The sequence below is a fragment of the Aquabacterium sp. genome, assembly GCF_050725395.1.
In the GTDB taxonomy this organism is placed as follows: Bacteria; Pseudomonadota; Gammaproteobacteria; order Burkholderiales; family Burkholderiaceae_C; genus Aquabacterium.
Map to the genome: position 1 here is coordinate 1 of NZ_JBOHHL010000059.1, position 13,360 is coordinate 13,360.

14 protein-coding genes are annotated in these 13,360 nt (G+C 64.7%); 5 read left to right on the forward strand and 9 right to left on the reverse strand.

Features of this window, described 5'->3' with window-relative positions; all coding sequences use genetic code 11:
• Positions 1 to 711 (forward strand): NAD-dependent epimerase/dehydratase family protein (locus ACREB4_RS20250; RefSeq protein WP_431590054.1); only part of this gene is annotated, 711 nt, incomplete at its 5' end.
• A gap of 101 nt (positions 712 to 812) precedes the next feature.
• The gene (locus ACREB4_RS20255; RefSeq protein WP_431590055.1) at positions 813 to 1,781 is read left to right on the forward strand and encodes an SGNH/GDSL hydrolase family protein; all 969 of its coding nucleotides are present in this window, start codon (positions 813 to 815) and stop codon (positions 1,779 to 1,781) included.
• Positions 1,782 to 1,805: 24 nt separating this feature from the next.
• Here ACREB4_RS20255 and nth read toward each other — a convergent pair whose 3' ends face one another.
• Positions 1,806 to 2,450, reverse strand: a complete 645-nt coding sequence (nth, locus tag ACREB4_RS20260) for an endonuclease III (protein ID WP_431590056.1) — start codon at positions 2,448 to 2,450, stop codon at positions 1,806 to 1,808.
• 80 nt (positions 2,451 to 2,530) lie between these two features.
• Between nth and ACREB4_RS20265 the strand changes: the two genes are divergently transcribed.
• Entirely contained in the window at positions 2,531 to 3,289 is a 759-nt protein-coding gene (locus tag ACREB4_RS20265) for a DNA-formamidopyrimidine glycosylase family protein (protein ID WP_431590057.1), read from the forward strand.
• On the opposite strand, the gene ACREB4_RS20270 is transcribed toward ACREB4_RS20265, so the two are convergent.
• The 7 genes from ACREB4_RS20270 to ACREB4_RS20300 all read right to left on the reverse strand — a co-directional run bounded on the left by ACREB4_RS20270 (position 3,286) and on the right by ACREB4_RS20300 (position 8,976).
• Positions 3,286 to 3,816 (reverse strand): TPM domain-containing protein, encoded by a 531-nt coding sequence (locus ACREB4_RS20270; protein WP_431590058.1) that lies wholly within the window; start codon positions 3,814 to 3,816, stop codon positions 3,286 to 3,288. The two genes, ACREB4_RS20265 and ACREB4_RS20270, sit on opposite strands and share 4 nt — an antisense overlap.
• Positions 3,806 to 4,738, reverse strand: a complete 933-nt coding sequence (locus ACREB4_RS20275) for a TPM domain-containing protein (protein ID WP_431590059.1) — start codon at positions 4,736 to 4,738, stop codon at positions 3,806 to 3,808. Before ACREB4_RS20275 ends, ACREB4_RS20270 begins: the two co-directional genes overlap by 11 nt.
• 13 nt (positions 4,739 to 4,751) lie before the next feature.
• Entirely contained in the window at positions 4,752 to 5,369 is a 618-nt protein-coding gene (locus ACREB4_RS20280) for a LemA family protein (RefSeq protein ID WP_431590060.1), read from the reverse strand.
• A gap of 78 nt (positions 5,370 to 5,447) precedes the next feature.
• The gene (locus tag ACREB4_RS20285) at positions 5,448 to 5,663 is read right to left on the reverse strand and encodes a hypothetical protein (protein WP_431590061.1); all 216 of its coding nucleotides are present in this window, start codon (positions 5,661 to 5,663) and stop codon (positions 5,448 to 5,450) included.
• 163 nt (positions 5,664 to 5,826) lie between these two features.
• The gene (locus ACREB4_RS20290; RefSeq protein ID WP_431590062.1) at positions 5,827 to 6,912 is read right to left on the reverse strand and encodes an alkene reductase; all 1,086 of its coding nucleotides are present in this window, start codon (positions 6,910 to 6,912) and stop codon (positions 5,827 to 5,829) included.
• A 100-nt stretch (positions 6,913 to 7,012) separates the two neighbouring features.
• Positions 7,013 to 7,678 carry an electron transport complex subunit RsxB gene (gene rsxB / locus ACREB4_RS20295; protein WP_431590063.1) on the reverse strand — a complete coding sequence of 222 codons (666 nt, stop codon included), beginning with the start codon at positions 7,676 to 7,678 and terminating at the stop codon, positions 7,013 to 7,015.
• 17 nt (positions 7,679 to 7,695) lie between these two features.
• Positions 7,696 to 8,976: a polyhydroxyalkanoate depolymerase gene (locus tag ACREB4_RS20300; protein WP_431590064.1), complete on the reverse strand. Its 1,281-nt coding sequence runs from the start codon at positions 8,974 to 8,976 to the stop codon at positions 7,696 to 7,698.
• Between the two features lie 207 nt (positions 8,977 to 9,183).
• Between ACREB4_RS20300 and ACREB4_RS20305 the strand changes: the two genes are divergently transcribed.
• Complete coding sequence (locus tag ACREB4_RS20305; RefSeq protein WP_431590065.1) at positions 9,184 to 10,737, forward strand: galactose oxidase-like domain-containing protein; 1,554 nt, start codon at positions 9,184 to 9,186, stop codon at positions 10,735 to 10,737.
• A gap of 51 nt (positions 10,738 to 10,788) precedes the next feature.
• On the opposite strand, the gene ACREB4_RS20310 is transcribed toward ACREB4_RS20305, so the two are convergent.
• Complete coding sequence (locus tag ACREB4_RS20310) at positions 10,789 to 11,988, reverse strand: amino acid aminotransferase (RefSeq protein ID WP_431590066.1); 1,200 nt, start codon at positions 11,986 to 11,988, stop codon at positions 10,789 to 10,791.
• A gap of 118 nt (positions 11,989 to 12,106) precedes the next feature.
• Between ACREB4_RS20310 and ACREB4_RS20315 the strand changes: the two genes are divergently transcribed.
• Positions 12,107 to 13,360: DEAD/DEAH box helicase family protein (locus tag ACREB4_RS20315; protein WP_431590067.1), on the forward strand; the 1,254-nt coding region annotated here is incomplete at its 3' end.

Genomic DNA, 13,360 nt, shown 5'->3' on the forward strand with positions numbered 1-13,360 from the left:
ACGCTGGCCCGGCTGGCGGGGCTGGTCGCGCGCGTGGTGCACCTGGCCCCGCCACCCGGGCAGGGCGCGCACGACACGCGCACCGCGCACCTGCTCCAGGCCTTGTCGCGACGTGGCCGCGTGCGCTCGCTGGTCTACGGCAGCACCACCGGCGTCTACGGCCATGCCCAAGGCGCCCGTTTCGACGAGACCCGCGCGGTGGCGCCGACCACGCCTCGCGCGCAACGCCGGGTGCACGCCGAATCGCTGCTGCGCTGGTGGGGGCGCCACGCCGGTGCCCGTGCCAGCATTTTGCGCATCCCTGGCATCTACGCGGTCGACCGCGAAGGTGGCCACCCAGCCGACCGCGTGCGCAAGGGCTCGCCTGTGCTGAACCGCGACGACGATGTCTACACCAACCACATCCAGGCCGATGACTTGGCCCGCGCGTGCGTGGCCGCCTTGTGGCGCGGCAAGCCGGGGCGCGTGGTGCATGCCTGCGATGACCAGACCATGCTGATGGGCGATTATTTCGACCTGGTGGCCGACCTGTGCGCCTTGCCGCGCCCGCCGCGCATCAGCCGGGCCGAGGCCGCCTTGGCCCTGTCCCCCATGCAGATGTCCTTCCTGAGCGAATCACGGCGGCTGGACAACCGGCGTTTGAAAACGGAGTTGCGGCTCAGTTTGCGGTGCCCCTCGGTGCGTGAAGGCCTGGGCCTGTCCGGCGCCTGAAGCAATGCCCTCTCAGGGGGGAGGCCTCTGGCCGCGGTTGAGGCTGATCGCTGGGGATCATGTTTGAATCCCAGCATTCAAAATCCCAGGAGATCCCCGCCATGCGTTTCAACACCGCCCTTTCGTCAATCGGCGCCGCCGTGGTCCTGCTGGCCGCGCCTCTGGGTGCCGCCCATGCGGCCTACAGCCAGATCGTGGCTTTCGGCGACAGCCTGTCCGACAACGGCAATGTCTTTGCCACCACCAAGGGTGCCCTCGGGTTTGGCCTGCCCACCGCGCCTTACTGGAATGGCCGTTTCAGCAATGGCCCGGTCGCCGTGGAAGTGATGGCGCAAACCTTGGGCATTTCCCTGGTGGACTACGCCTTTGGCGGCGCCCTCACCGGTACCACCAACCGCGCTGGCGTCCCCGGCTTGCCGGGCATTCAAAACGAAGTCGACCAGTTCACCAACGGCTTGACGGCCGCCGGCAAAACGGCCGATGCCTCGGCGCTCTACTTCCTGTGGGGCGGCGCCAATGACTTTTTCTCGGCCACCGACAAAGCAGCGGCCCTGGCGCCGGCCATCGCCAACCTCACCGGCCAGGTCAGCCAATTGCATGGCGTTGGCGCGCGCGACTTCTTCGTGCCTTTGATGCCCGACCTGGCCAACACCGCCGCGGCCATCGCGGCCGGGCCGCAAGCCCAGGCTCAGGCGCACGCCTTGTCGGTGCTTTTCAACACCAACCTCACCGCGGCCTTGTCGGGTTTGCAAGGCAGTTTGAGTGGCGCCACCATCCGCGTCTTCGATCCCAACCCCAGCCTGACCGTGGCCCGCGATGCGATCCTGGCGGCGGGCGGCACGGCCGGCCAGCCTTGCTGGACCGGCAACTACACGGGCAGTGGTGGCACCCTGTGCGCCAACCCCGACCTGCACGTGCTGTGGGACGGTGTGCACCCGACCGCGGTGTTGCACCAGGCCATGGGCCAGGCCATGGCCGCTGCGGTGCCCGAACCCGAAGTGACGGGGCTGGCCCTGGTCGGCCTGTTGATCGCGGGCGTGGCCGTGGCGCGCCAACGCCGCCAGGCCTGACCCCCCGGCCCGGCCTCGTCGGGCTCAGGCCGCCGGGGCCGGTGTTTTCGGCTTGAAGGCGCAATAGCGGGCCACGCTGCATTCCCAGCAGCGTGGCTTGCGGGCCTGGCACACATAGCGGCCATGCAGTATCAGCCAGTGGTGGGCGTGCTGCAGGTACTGCGATGGCACGCGTTTGAGCAGCTTCAGTTCCACCGCCAGCGGCGTTTTGCCTGGCGCCAGCCCCGTGCGGTTGCTGACGCGGAAGATGTGCGTGTCCACCGCCAGCGTGTGCTCGCCAAAGGCCACGTTCAACACCACATTGGCCGTCTTGCGGCCCACACCTGGCAGCGCTTCCAGGGCCTCGCGGCTGCGCGGCACTTCGCCGGCATGCTGCTCGATCAGCATCTGGCAGGTCAGCAGCAGGTGCTTGGCCTTGCTGCGGTACAGGCCGATGGTCTTGATGTAGTCGCACAAGCCGTCAAAGCCCAGGGCCAGGATCTGCTCTGGTGTGTTGGCCACGGGGAAGAGCTTGCGGGTGGCCTTGTTCACGCCCACGTCGGTGGCTTGGGCCGACAGCAAGACGGCGGTCAGCAGTTCGAAGGGCGTGCTGTATTCCAGTTCGGTTTCGGGGCTGGGGTTGGCGGCTTGCAGCGTGGCGAAGAAGGGGGCGATGTCGGCGGCTTTCATGGCGCCAGTCTAGCGGTGGGCGCACGGTTTGCTCCTTGGATGTCATCCCGCTCGGCGCCGCAGCCAGGAAAGATGTGTTCATGCCAGAAGGCCCTTCCATCGTCATCATGAAAGAGCTGGCCTCGGGCTTTGCCGGCAAGACCATTGCCCGGGCCGAAGGCAGCGCCGCCATCGACCCAGGCCGCCTGCTCGGGCAACGCATCGTGGCCATCCGCAGTTGGGGCAAGCACTTCCTGATCGAATTGCAAGGGTTGGCTGTGCGCGTGCACCTGTTGATGTTCGGCAGCTACCGCATCAATGAGCGCAAGGATGGCGCCTTGCCCCGCCTGCAGCTCGGCTTTGCCGACGGCACCGAACTGAACTTCTACACCTGTTCGGTCAAGCTGGTGGAAGGCGACCTGTCCGAGACCTATGATTGGCGCGCCGACGTCATGTCCGAGCTCTGGGACCCCAAGCTGGCGTTCAAGAAGCTGGCCGCCATGCCGGACGTGCTGGTGTGCGATGCCTTGCTGGACCAGACGGTGTTCTCGGGGGTGGGCAACATCATCAAGAACGAAGTGCTGTTCCGCATCCGCCTGCATCCCTTGTCGATCCTGGGCGCCACACCGGTGGCCAAGCGGCGCGAGTTGGTCAAAGAAGCGCGTGTGTACAGCTTCCAGTTCCTTGAGTGGAAAAAGGCCTTCGTGTTGAAGCAGCACTGGCTGGCGCACACCAAATCCACCTGCCCGCGTTGCCACATCCCTTTTCACAAGGGCAAATTGGGTTTGACACAGCGCCGCAGTTTCTACTGCGAAGGCTGCCAGGTTCGCCACGGTGATCTGTTTGGGGCGAAGGCCTAGATCACCACCACGGTGTCCGGCAGCTCGTTGGGGTTGTCTCCCTGCGGCTTGGCCGGGAAGTGCTCGGTCAGCAATCGCGTGACGGCTTCGATGGCTTGGCTCAAGCCCTCTTCGAAATGGCCTTCGCGCAATCGAGCGCCCAGTTGCTGGGCGATGTGGGACCAGGCGTCGGCCCCCACGCGGTCCATGATGCCCCGGTCGGCCAGGATTTCGATGCGGTGCTCGGCCAGCAACAGGTAGATCAGCACGCCGTTGTTGTGCTCGGTGTCCCACACGCGCAAGGTGCTGAAAAGGTGCAGGGCGCGTTCACGGGCGCTGATCTTTTGCCGCAGACCCTGCCAGCCCAGGCCACCCTCGACGCACAAGCGCAGCTCGCCCAAATGCCTGGTTTCACTGGCCTGGACCTGTGCCTGCAAGCGATCGAGGCCGGCGGTGCCGATCTGGTGGCGCACCGTGTCGTCGTCCATCCACAGGTGGCGAACCCAGCGCCGCCATGGTTTGCCAGAAGGCGTGTGTTCACCAGCCACCCGAAGCCCCTCCGCCGCCAAAGTCGCCACCGCCGCCGGAAGAGAAGCCTCCCCCGCCGCCGCCGAAGCCGCCGCCAAAGCCACCTCCACCGCCAAAGCCACCTCCCCCGATGAAAGGTCCGCCCCGCCCACGCGAGGCGCCCGAGGCCATGACCGCCACCACCAGGGTCGAGGCCAGGCCGACGCCCAAGGCGACCAGCGCGCTGGTGGTCACCACCCATCCCAGCCCACCCGCCACCAGCCCCGAGGCGGCGGCGCCGGCCTTGCGGCCCAGCATCGACGACAGCAAGGCTCCCACCACCGGCACCCCGACGAACAGGAACACTCCCAGGTCGTTCCATTGAAAGCCAGGGTGTTCCGTGCGCTGTGCCGAAGCAGGGGCGGCGCCGGGCAGGGGCAGGTTCTCGCCCTGCACCCGCGCGCTCAGTTGGTCGATGCCCTGGGTCAGCCCCCCCGCGAAATCACCGGCCTTGAACGCGGGCGTGATGGCCCGGTCGATGATCTGCCGGGCCGCCAGGTCTGGCACCGCGCCTTCCAGGGTCTTGGCCACTTCGATGCGCACGCGCCGGTCGTTCTTGGCCACGACCAGCAGCAGGCCATCGCCCACTTCGCGCCGCCCGATCTTCCAGGCATCGCCCACGCGTTGCGCAAAAATGGCGATGTCCTCCGGCGCCGTGCTTGGCACCATCAACACGACCATCTGCGTGCCCAGCCGGGTTTCGACGTCCGCCAGCTTGGTGTCCAGCGCCTGGCGCTGAGCACTGGTCAGGGTATTGGTCTGGTCGATGACCCGGCCGCTGAGCACAGGCACGGCCAGCACGCCGCCCTCATCGGTCGCCTGGGCCAGGCCCAGCACCAGCAGCAAGGCCGCGCTCAGGCAGGCCCGTGCCCACCATGACCGCCAGGATCGCTTGTGTGTCACGGCGAGCGCCTGGTCACTTCTTGTCGGTGTTGAAATCGACCACGGGCGGCGATGAAATCTGCGCCTCGTTCTGCACCGTGAAATTGGGCTTGGGTTCATAGTTGAACGCCGCAGCCGTCAGGTTGGTGGGAAAACTGCGCACCTTCACGTTGTAGTCCTGCACCGTCTTGATGTAGCGGTTGCGGGCCACGGTGATGCGGTTTTCAGTGCCTTCCAACTGCACGCGCAGATCCTGAAAGCCCTGGTTGGACTTCAGGTTGGGGTAGTTTTCGGTGACGACCAGCAGGCGCGACAGGGCGCCCGACAGCTCGCCCTGCGCAGCCTGGAATTTCTGGAAGGCGGCCGGGTCGTTGACCAGCTCGGGCGTGGCCTGGATGCTGGTGGCCTTGGCGCGGGCCTCGACGACCTTGACCAGCGTGCCTTGCTCGAAGTTGGCCTCGCCCTTGACGGTGCTGACGATGTTGGGGATGAGGTCGGCGCGACGTTGGTACTGGTTGAGCACCTCCGACCAGGCGGATTTGCTTTGCTCGTCCAGCACCTGGAACTCGTTGTAGCCGCAGCCGGTGAGTGAGACAGCGACCGCAGCGGTCGCCAAGGCGCCGAGCCAGCGCTTGTGTGAAGGAGCAGTCATCGCAATTCTTTCCCCAGGCTGGTATGAAATACCGACGCAAATGCTGGTCGGCATGCCAGCATAACTGGGAAAGAAAAGTCAGGCGAAGGAGAGGTTGTCCGGCAGATTGTGACGCGAGATCACCTGGTGGGCGCGCGACTTGGGATAGCGGTCACGCACGATCTTGACCGCGCCCATGGGCGTGTCGGCCAGCACCTTCAACACGCGTTTGACGGCTTGTTGGGAGGAGGGGCTCAGGATCACTTCGGCCGACACCTCGAAGAGGTGCAGGGCGGGTTCAATGGCAAGGTTCATCAAGGCGCGCATAGGTCAATCTCCACTTCATGGACAGCGGCGCAAGCGCTGCCCATTTCGTGAGGATGCATTTTGCGGGCCAACCATGACATGCTGATGACCCTTGAATAGGGGGAAACCACCGCCAATTCCGTGCATTAAGCGTCGCAAATGTCAGACAGCGTTAATCAAAGGGTGGGTAATCGGTGTAGCCCTTTGCCCCCCCGCCATAGAACGTGTCCTTGTCCGGCTCGGCCAGCGGAACGCCGTCGTGCAGGCGGCTTTTCAGGTCGGGATTGCTGATGAAGGGGCGCCCAAAAGCGATCAGGTCGGCACCATGCTGGCTCAGTACCGACTTGGCCAGCGGCAGGTCATAGCCATTGTTGACCATCCAGGGGGCATTCACGCGCTGCCGCAGCGCAGCATAGTCCAGCGGAATGTTGTCGCGCGGACCGCCCGTGGCGCCTTCGATCACGTGCACGTAAAGGAGATTGAACCTGCCCAACTGCTCGGCCACGTGGTTGAAGAGCGCCTGGGGATCGCTGTCGCTGATGTCGTTGGCGGGCGTGACGGGAGAAATGCGGATGCCCGTGCGTTCAGCGCCCACCTCGTCCACCACCGCTTGCACCACCTCGACCAGCAGGCGCGTGCGGTTCTCGATCGAGCCACCATAGGCGTCGGTTCGGTGGTTGGTCTTGTCGCGCAGGAACTGGTCCAGCAGGTAGCCGTTGGCGGCGTGGATCTCCACCCCGTCGAAGCCAGCCTCGATGGCATGCCGGGCCGCGACGCGGTATTGCTCGACGATGCCTGGCAGTTCTTCCAAAGCCAGGGCGCGCGGGGCCGAGACGGGCTCGAAACCCTTGGCGGTGAAGGTCTTGGTGTTGGCCTGGATGGCGGATGGCGCCAGCGGTGCTTCGCCGTTGGGTTGCAGCGAGGTGTGCGAGATGCGGCCCACGTGCCACAGCTGCACCACGATCTTGCCATGGTGCACATGCACGGCGTCGGTCACTTTCTTCCAGGCGGCCACTTGCTCGGCGCTGTAGATGCCCGGGGTGTCCAGGTAACCCTGGCCTTGCGGGCTGATCTGGGTGGCCTCGGTGATGATCAGCGCGGCACCTGTTTCAGGGTTGGAGCGCTGCTCGTAATAAGTGACCGCGAGGTCGGTGGGGACCTGGCGCGGGCCCGCGCGATTGCGGGTCAGCGGGGCCATGACGATGCGGTGGGCCAGGTCGATGTGGCCAATGCGGATGGGATCAAACAGACCGGACATGCTGGAACCTCTCTGAGCGTGATGTGGGATGCAGGATGGCAAGCCTAGTCACTTGTCAAAGAACGTGCGCAAGACAGGTTGGTGGTTTTGTGCTTGCGTGTCAGGCGCCGGTGGAACGGCGTGCCCGGGCACGGGCCAAGGCGGCCTCGATCGCTGAGCGCTTCTGGTCCAGTTGGGCGGGCTCGGTCAGGCGCGACGCTTCGGCCAGGTGGGCCAGCTTGTGCTCGGCCTTGGCCTGCAGGCGTGCATCGTTGTCGCGTTTGGTTTGCGCCAGCCGCTGCTGGTGGTATTCATAGCGCTGCCGGGCCTCGTCCGCTTGTTCGCTGAGCCAGGCGTTCCAGCCGGTTGGCGCTGGCTCTGCGGTGGACGAAGGCACGAGCGAGATGCAGTCGACCGGGCAGGCCGGGATGCACAGTTCGCAGCCCGTGCACAGGTCTTCGATCACGGTGTGCATCTGTTTGGGCGCGCCCACGATGCAGTCGACCGGGCAGGCCTTGATGCACAAGGTGCAGCCGATGCACCAGGTCTCGTCCACCACGGCCAAAAAGCGCGGCCCTTCCTGGCCATGCTCCGCGCTCAAGGGCAGGGGCGGCAGGCCGGTGGCCTGGGCCAGTCGCCGAACGCCTTCTTCACCGCCCGGTGGGCATTGGTTGATACCGGCCTCGCCCGCCACGATCGCCTGCGCATAGCTTGCGCAATCGGGAAAGCCGCAGCGCGTGCATTGCGTCTGCGGCAGGAGGGCATTGATCCGGGCGGCGTCCAACATAGGCGCCGCAGTCTACGTCATGCGGCCTTGCGCACCTTGGCCGATTTGTTGTTGGCCGCGATGAACTCCCGGATTTCCGGGTAGACCATCTCGCGCCAGCGGCGGCCGGCAAAGATGCCGTAGTGCCCAGCCCCTTGCACGGTGTAGTGCTTGTGGCGTGCCTTGGGGATGCCGGTGCACAGGCCATGGGCCGCTTCGGTCTGGCCTGCGCCCGAGATGTCGTCCAGTTCACCTTCCACCGTCAGCAGGGCGGTGGTCTTGATGTCCTCGGGCTTGACCAGTTCGGGCTCGTCCTTGAGGTTGCGCACTTCCCAGGTGCCGTTCACCAGGGCAAAGTCCTGGAAGACGATGCGGATGGTGTCCAGGTAGTACTCGGCCGGCATGTCCAGCACGGCGTTGTACTCGTCGTAGAACTGGCGGTGGGCTTCGGCGCTGTCGTCGTCGCCGCGCATCAGGTCCAGGAAATAGTCGTAGTGCGACTCGCGGTGGCGGTCCGGGTTCATGGCCACGAAGCCCGTGTGCTGCAAAAAGCCCGGGTACACGCGGCGCGTCGCGCCGGGGTAGTTCGGCGGCACGCGGTAGATCACATTGGTCTCGAACCACTCGAAACTCTTGTTCATGGCCAGGTTGTTGACCGCCGTGGGCGATTTGCGCGCGTCGATCGGGCCGCCCATCATGGTCATCGTCAGGGGCGTCTGTTCGCCACGGCTGGCCATCAGGGACACCGCGGCCAGCACAGGCACCGTGGGTTGGCACACCGAAATCACGTGGACGTCGGGGCCCAGGGCACGGATGAACTCCTGCACATAGTTGATGTAGTCGTCCAGGTGGAAGGCACCATCATCGACCGGCACCATGCGGGCGTCGATCCAATCGGTGATGTAGACCTTGTGGTCCTGCAGCATGGTGCGCACGGTGTCGCGCAGCAGCGTTGAATGGTGGCCCGACAGCGGTGCCACGATCAGCACGGAGGGCTGCTCGCGCATGGTGCCCAGCAGCTTGGCGTTGTCGGTGAAGCGCTTGAAACGCAGCAGGCGGCAGAAGGGTTTCTCGATCACCGCCTGTTCCTGGATCACCACATCGGTGCCGTCCACGGTGACCTTGTTGATGCCGAACTCGGGCTTTTCGTACTCTTTGGTGAGGCGATGCACCAGGTCGAAGCCCGCCGACACCCGTTGGGCCTGCGGCAATTGCGCGAAGGGCGACAGGGGGTTGCTGTAAAGCTTGGACGCCGCGCTGGCGAACTCCGAAAAGGGACTGATCCAGGCGCGGTTGGTTTCGTAGATTTGGTAGAGCATGTGGGTGACCTCTCTAAGCACGCACCTTTTGGGCGCATTGTGCAGTGCAGCATAGACGACTTTGATCAACTTTGCACCAAGTGCGCTTTTCCGAGAATCACAACAAGCGCACGGCAACCCCGTAATTCCGGGGGGTGGGCACCCCCTTGTTGAGGGAGTGAATTTTAAGAAACCCCTGTTAAATTTTTTTACATTCAGGGGAACCTCATGACCGCATCCAAAAAACTGCACGTTTGCTCGACGTTGCTGGTAGCCACGCTGGGCATTTTGCCCATGAGCAGCCACGCCGGCCTCTTCGATCAGCTGATCAAACTGCTGGGTGGCGGTGGCACCACGACCACCACACCGGGCACCGGCACCGGCACGATTCCGGCCGATGCCGCCACCAAGGGCACCTTCGGCCCTGTGGTCAACTGGCCGCTGATCCCCATGCACGTGGTGGTCTTGCCCGATGGCCGGGTCATGAGCTATGGCTCGGACAGCAAGGGTGTGCAGACCGGCCAGTTCATTTACGACGTCTGGGATCCCAGCAAGGGCACGGGCACTGATTCGCACCTGGTGTTGCCCAACACCACGGGCACCGACGTTTTCTGCAGCGCGCAGGTCATCGTGCCCTCCAGTGGTGCGGTGCTGCTGGTCGGTGGTGATCGCACGGTCAAGGGCGTGCGCAATTACTCGGCCGATGACGTCAATTTCTTCGACTACCGCCACAACGCCCTGTACGCCGCGCCGCAGCGCATGAGCTTCCTGCGTTGGTACCCCACGGTGGTGACCTTGTCCAACGGCAAGATCCTGGTGCTGGGCGGCCGCATTGATCCGAACACGCCGGCGCCCACGCCCGAGCTGTATTCCGACGAGGAAGGCTGGACCGTGCTGAACGGCGCCACCAGCAACGATGCCTACGGTTTGCGCAACTGGAGTTATCCACGCGCCTACCAGGCGCCCAATGGCAAGGTGTTCGTCACCACCATCTGGGGCGGCACCTACTACCTGGACGCCTCCGGCAATGGTTCCGTCGCCGCCACCTCACTCAAGCTGACCGAGAGCGATTTCTACCTGCCCAGCGTGATGTACGCGCCCGGCAAGATCCTGTCCTTCCGCAAGTTCAACAAGGCGGTGAGCATCGACATCAACGGTGCCACGCCCACGGCCACCACGGTCACAGGCGTGGGTCAGGACCGCTACCACGGCTCGGCCACGGTGCTGGCCAATGGGCAGGTGCTGGTGAATGGCGGGTCGATGGTGGACAACGTGGCCAACGGCGTGGCCTACCAGGCCAAGATCTGGACCCCGGCCACCAAGGCTTGGACCGTGGCGGCCACGGCCAGCAAGATGCGGCTGTACCACTCGATCTCGCTGCTGCTGCCGGACGCCACGGTGCTGACGGCGGGGGGCGGCGCACCCGGTCCGGCCACCAACCTGAACGCCGAGGTCTACACGCCGCCCTACCTGTACAACGGCACCTCGAAGGCGGTGCGCCCGGTCATCCAGGCCGCACCCACGGCCACCACCTGGGGCGCCAACTTCACGGCCACGGTCGATTCAGGCGTCAGCCGTGTGACCTTCATCAAGACCGGTTCGGTCACGCACACGATCGACTTCGACCAGCGCTTCATGGACTTGAGCTACACGTCCTCGGGCGGCACGCTGACGATCCAGGCACCCACGTCGGCCAATGCCGCGCCGCCCGGCTACTACATGCTGTTCGTCTTCAACTCGGCGGGCGTGCCTTCGGTGGCCAAGATCATCAAGCTGGGCTGATTTGAAAAAGGGGCCTCGCGGCCCCTTTTTCAATCACGCGCTGTGGTCGCTTTACAGCACAGCCTTGATCGCGGCGGCCACGGCCTGGAGGTTGCCGTTGTTCAAGGCGGCCACGCAGATGCGGCCCGAATCGACACCGTAGATGCCGAATTCCGAGCGCAGGCGCTGCATCTGCGTTGCGTTCAGGCCTGAGTAGCTGAACATGCCCTTCTGGCGGGTGATGAAGCTCAGGTCGTCGGTCACGCCGGCGGCCTTGAGTTCATTGACCAGCGCCGTGCGCATCAGCTTGATGCGGTCACGCATGGCGGCCAGTTCTTCTTCCCACATCGTGCGCAGGGCGGGCGTGTTCAGCACCGTGGCCACCACCTGTGCGCCGTGCGTGGGCGGGTTGGAGTAGTTGGTGCGGATGACGCGCTTGAGCTGGCTCAGCACGCGGGCGGCTTCTTCGGCCGATTCGCTGACGATGCTCAGGGCGCCGACGCGCTCACCGTAAAGCGAGAAGCTCTTGGAGAAGCTGGTCGACACAAAAATGTTCAGGCCGGCGTCCAGGAACTTGATGACGACCTTGCCGTCTTCGGCGATGCCGTTGCCGAAGCCTTGGTAAGCCATGTCCAGGAAGGGCACCAGGCCACGTTCCTTGACGGCGGCGATGATCTGTTCCCACTGGCCGTCTTCCAGGTCGTAGCCGGTCGGGTTGTGGCAGCAGGCGTGCAACACGATGATGGTGCCGGGTTCAGCGGCCTTCAGGGTGGACAGCAGGCCGTCGAAGTTCACGCCCTTCTTGGCGGCGTCGTAGTAGGGGTAGGTGCCCACGGCGAAGCCAGCGCTCTCGAACAGGGCGCGGTGGTTTTCCCAGCTCGGGTCCGAGATCAGGACTTGCGCATTCGGGTTCAGGCGCTTCAAGAAGTCGGCGCCGAGCTTGAGGCCACCCGTGCCGCCGATGGCTTGCGCGGTTGAAATGCGGCCAGCCTTCACGGCGGCGTGCTCGGCCCCGAAGACCAGACCTTGCACGGCCTTGTCGTAGGCCGCGATGCCGTCGATGGGCAGGTAGCCCTTGGCCTTGGGCGCCTCGAGCGCTTGCTTTTCGGCGGCGGCCACGCATTTCAGCAAGGGCAGCTTGCCTTGGTCGTCGGTGTACACGCCCACGCCCAGGTTCACCTTGGCGGGATTGGGGTCGGCGTTGAATTGTTCGTTCAGGCCCAGGATCGGGTCCCGGGGGGCCATTTCAACGGTGGCGAATAGCGAGGCCATGCAAGCAGTCCTTGATCGGTTGGGATAAGCTGAAACCAGTGAACGCCGCGAGAGCCGTCAGCTTTTGACTGACGATTCGACCCGGGCAAACCTCCTATTTTATCGACCCGCGCCCTCCATGTCCGACCTGATTGATATTTCTCTTGCCGCCCAGGTGCCCAAAGACGGCCCTGACACAGGGCAAACCGGGCAATTCGTGAGTTTTCCCGACTCGCCTTTTCAGCTTTATCAACCCTACCCGCCGGCGGGGGATCAGCCCACGGCCATTGACCAGCTGTGCGAAGGCGTGGAAGACGGGCTGAGTTACCAGACCCTCCTGGGCGTGACCGGCTCGGGCAAGACCTTCACCATGGCCAACGTGATCGCCCGGCAAGGGCGCCCGGCCATCGTGTTCGCGCCCAACAAGACGCTGGCCGCGCAGCTCTACGCCGAGTTCCGCGAGTTCTTCCCGAACAACGCGGTCGAGTACTTCGTCAGCTACTACGACTACTACCAGCCCGAGGCCTACGTGCCGCAGCGCGACCTCTTCATCGAGAAGGACAGCGCCATCAACGAGGCCATCGAGCAGATGCGCCTCTCCGCCACCAAGAGCCTGCTCGAGCGGCGTGACGTGGTCATCGTGGCCACCGTGTCGGCCATCTACGGCATCGGCAAGCCCGAGGACTACACGCAGATGCGTTTCATCGTCCGCAAGGGCGAGAAGATGGGCCAGCGCGACATCATCGCGCAGATGATCCGCATGCAGTACAAGCGCAACGACGTGGAGTTCACGCGCGGCACCTTCCGCGTGCGCGGCGACACGATCGACATCTTCCCGGCCGAGCACAGCGAGCTGGCTTTGCGGCTGGAGCTGTTCGACGACGAGGTCGAATCGCTGTCGCTGCTGGACCCGCTCACCGGCAAGATCCGCCAGAAGATCCCGCGCTTCGTGGTCTACCCTTCGAGCCACTACGTGACGCCGCGCGAGCAGGTGCTGCGCGCCATCGAGGGCATCAAGCACGAGCTGAACGGCCGCGTGAAGGAGCTGGTCGGCAGCGGCAAACTGGTCGAGGCGCAGCGCGTCGAGCAGCGCACCCGGTTCGACCTGGAAATGCTGCAAGAGATCGGCCATTGCAAGGGCATCGAGAACTACACGCGCCATCTGTCGGGGGCCAATCCGGGGGACCCGCCATCCACCCTGGTCGATTACATGCCGGCCGATTCGCTGATGTTTTTGGATGAAAGCCACGTGATGATCGGCCAGCTGGGCGCCATGTACAACGGCGACCGCTCGCGCAAGACCACATTGGTGGAGTACGGATTCCGCCTGCCTTCGGCCCTGGACAACCGCCCGCTGAAGTTCGAGGAGTTCGAACGCAAGATGCGCCAGGTC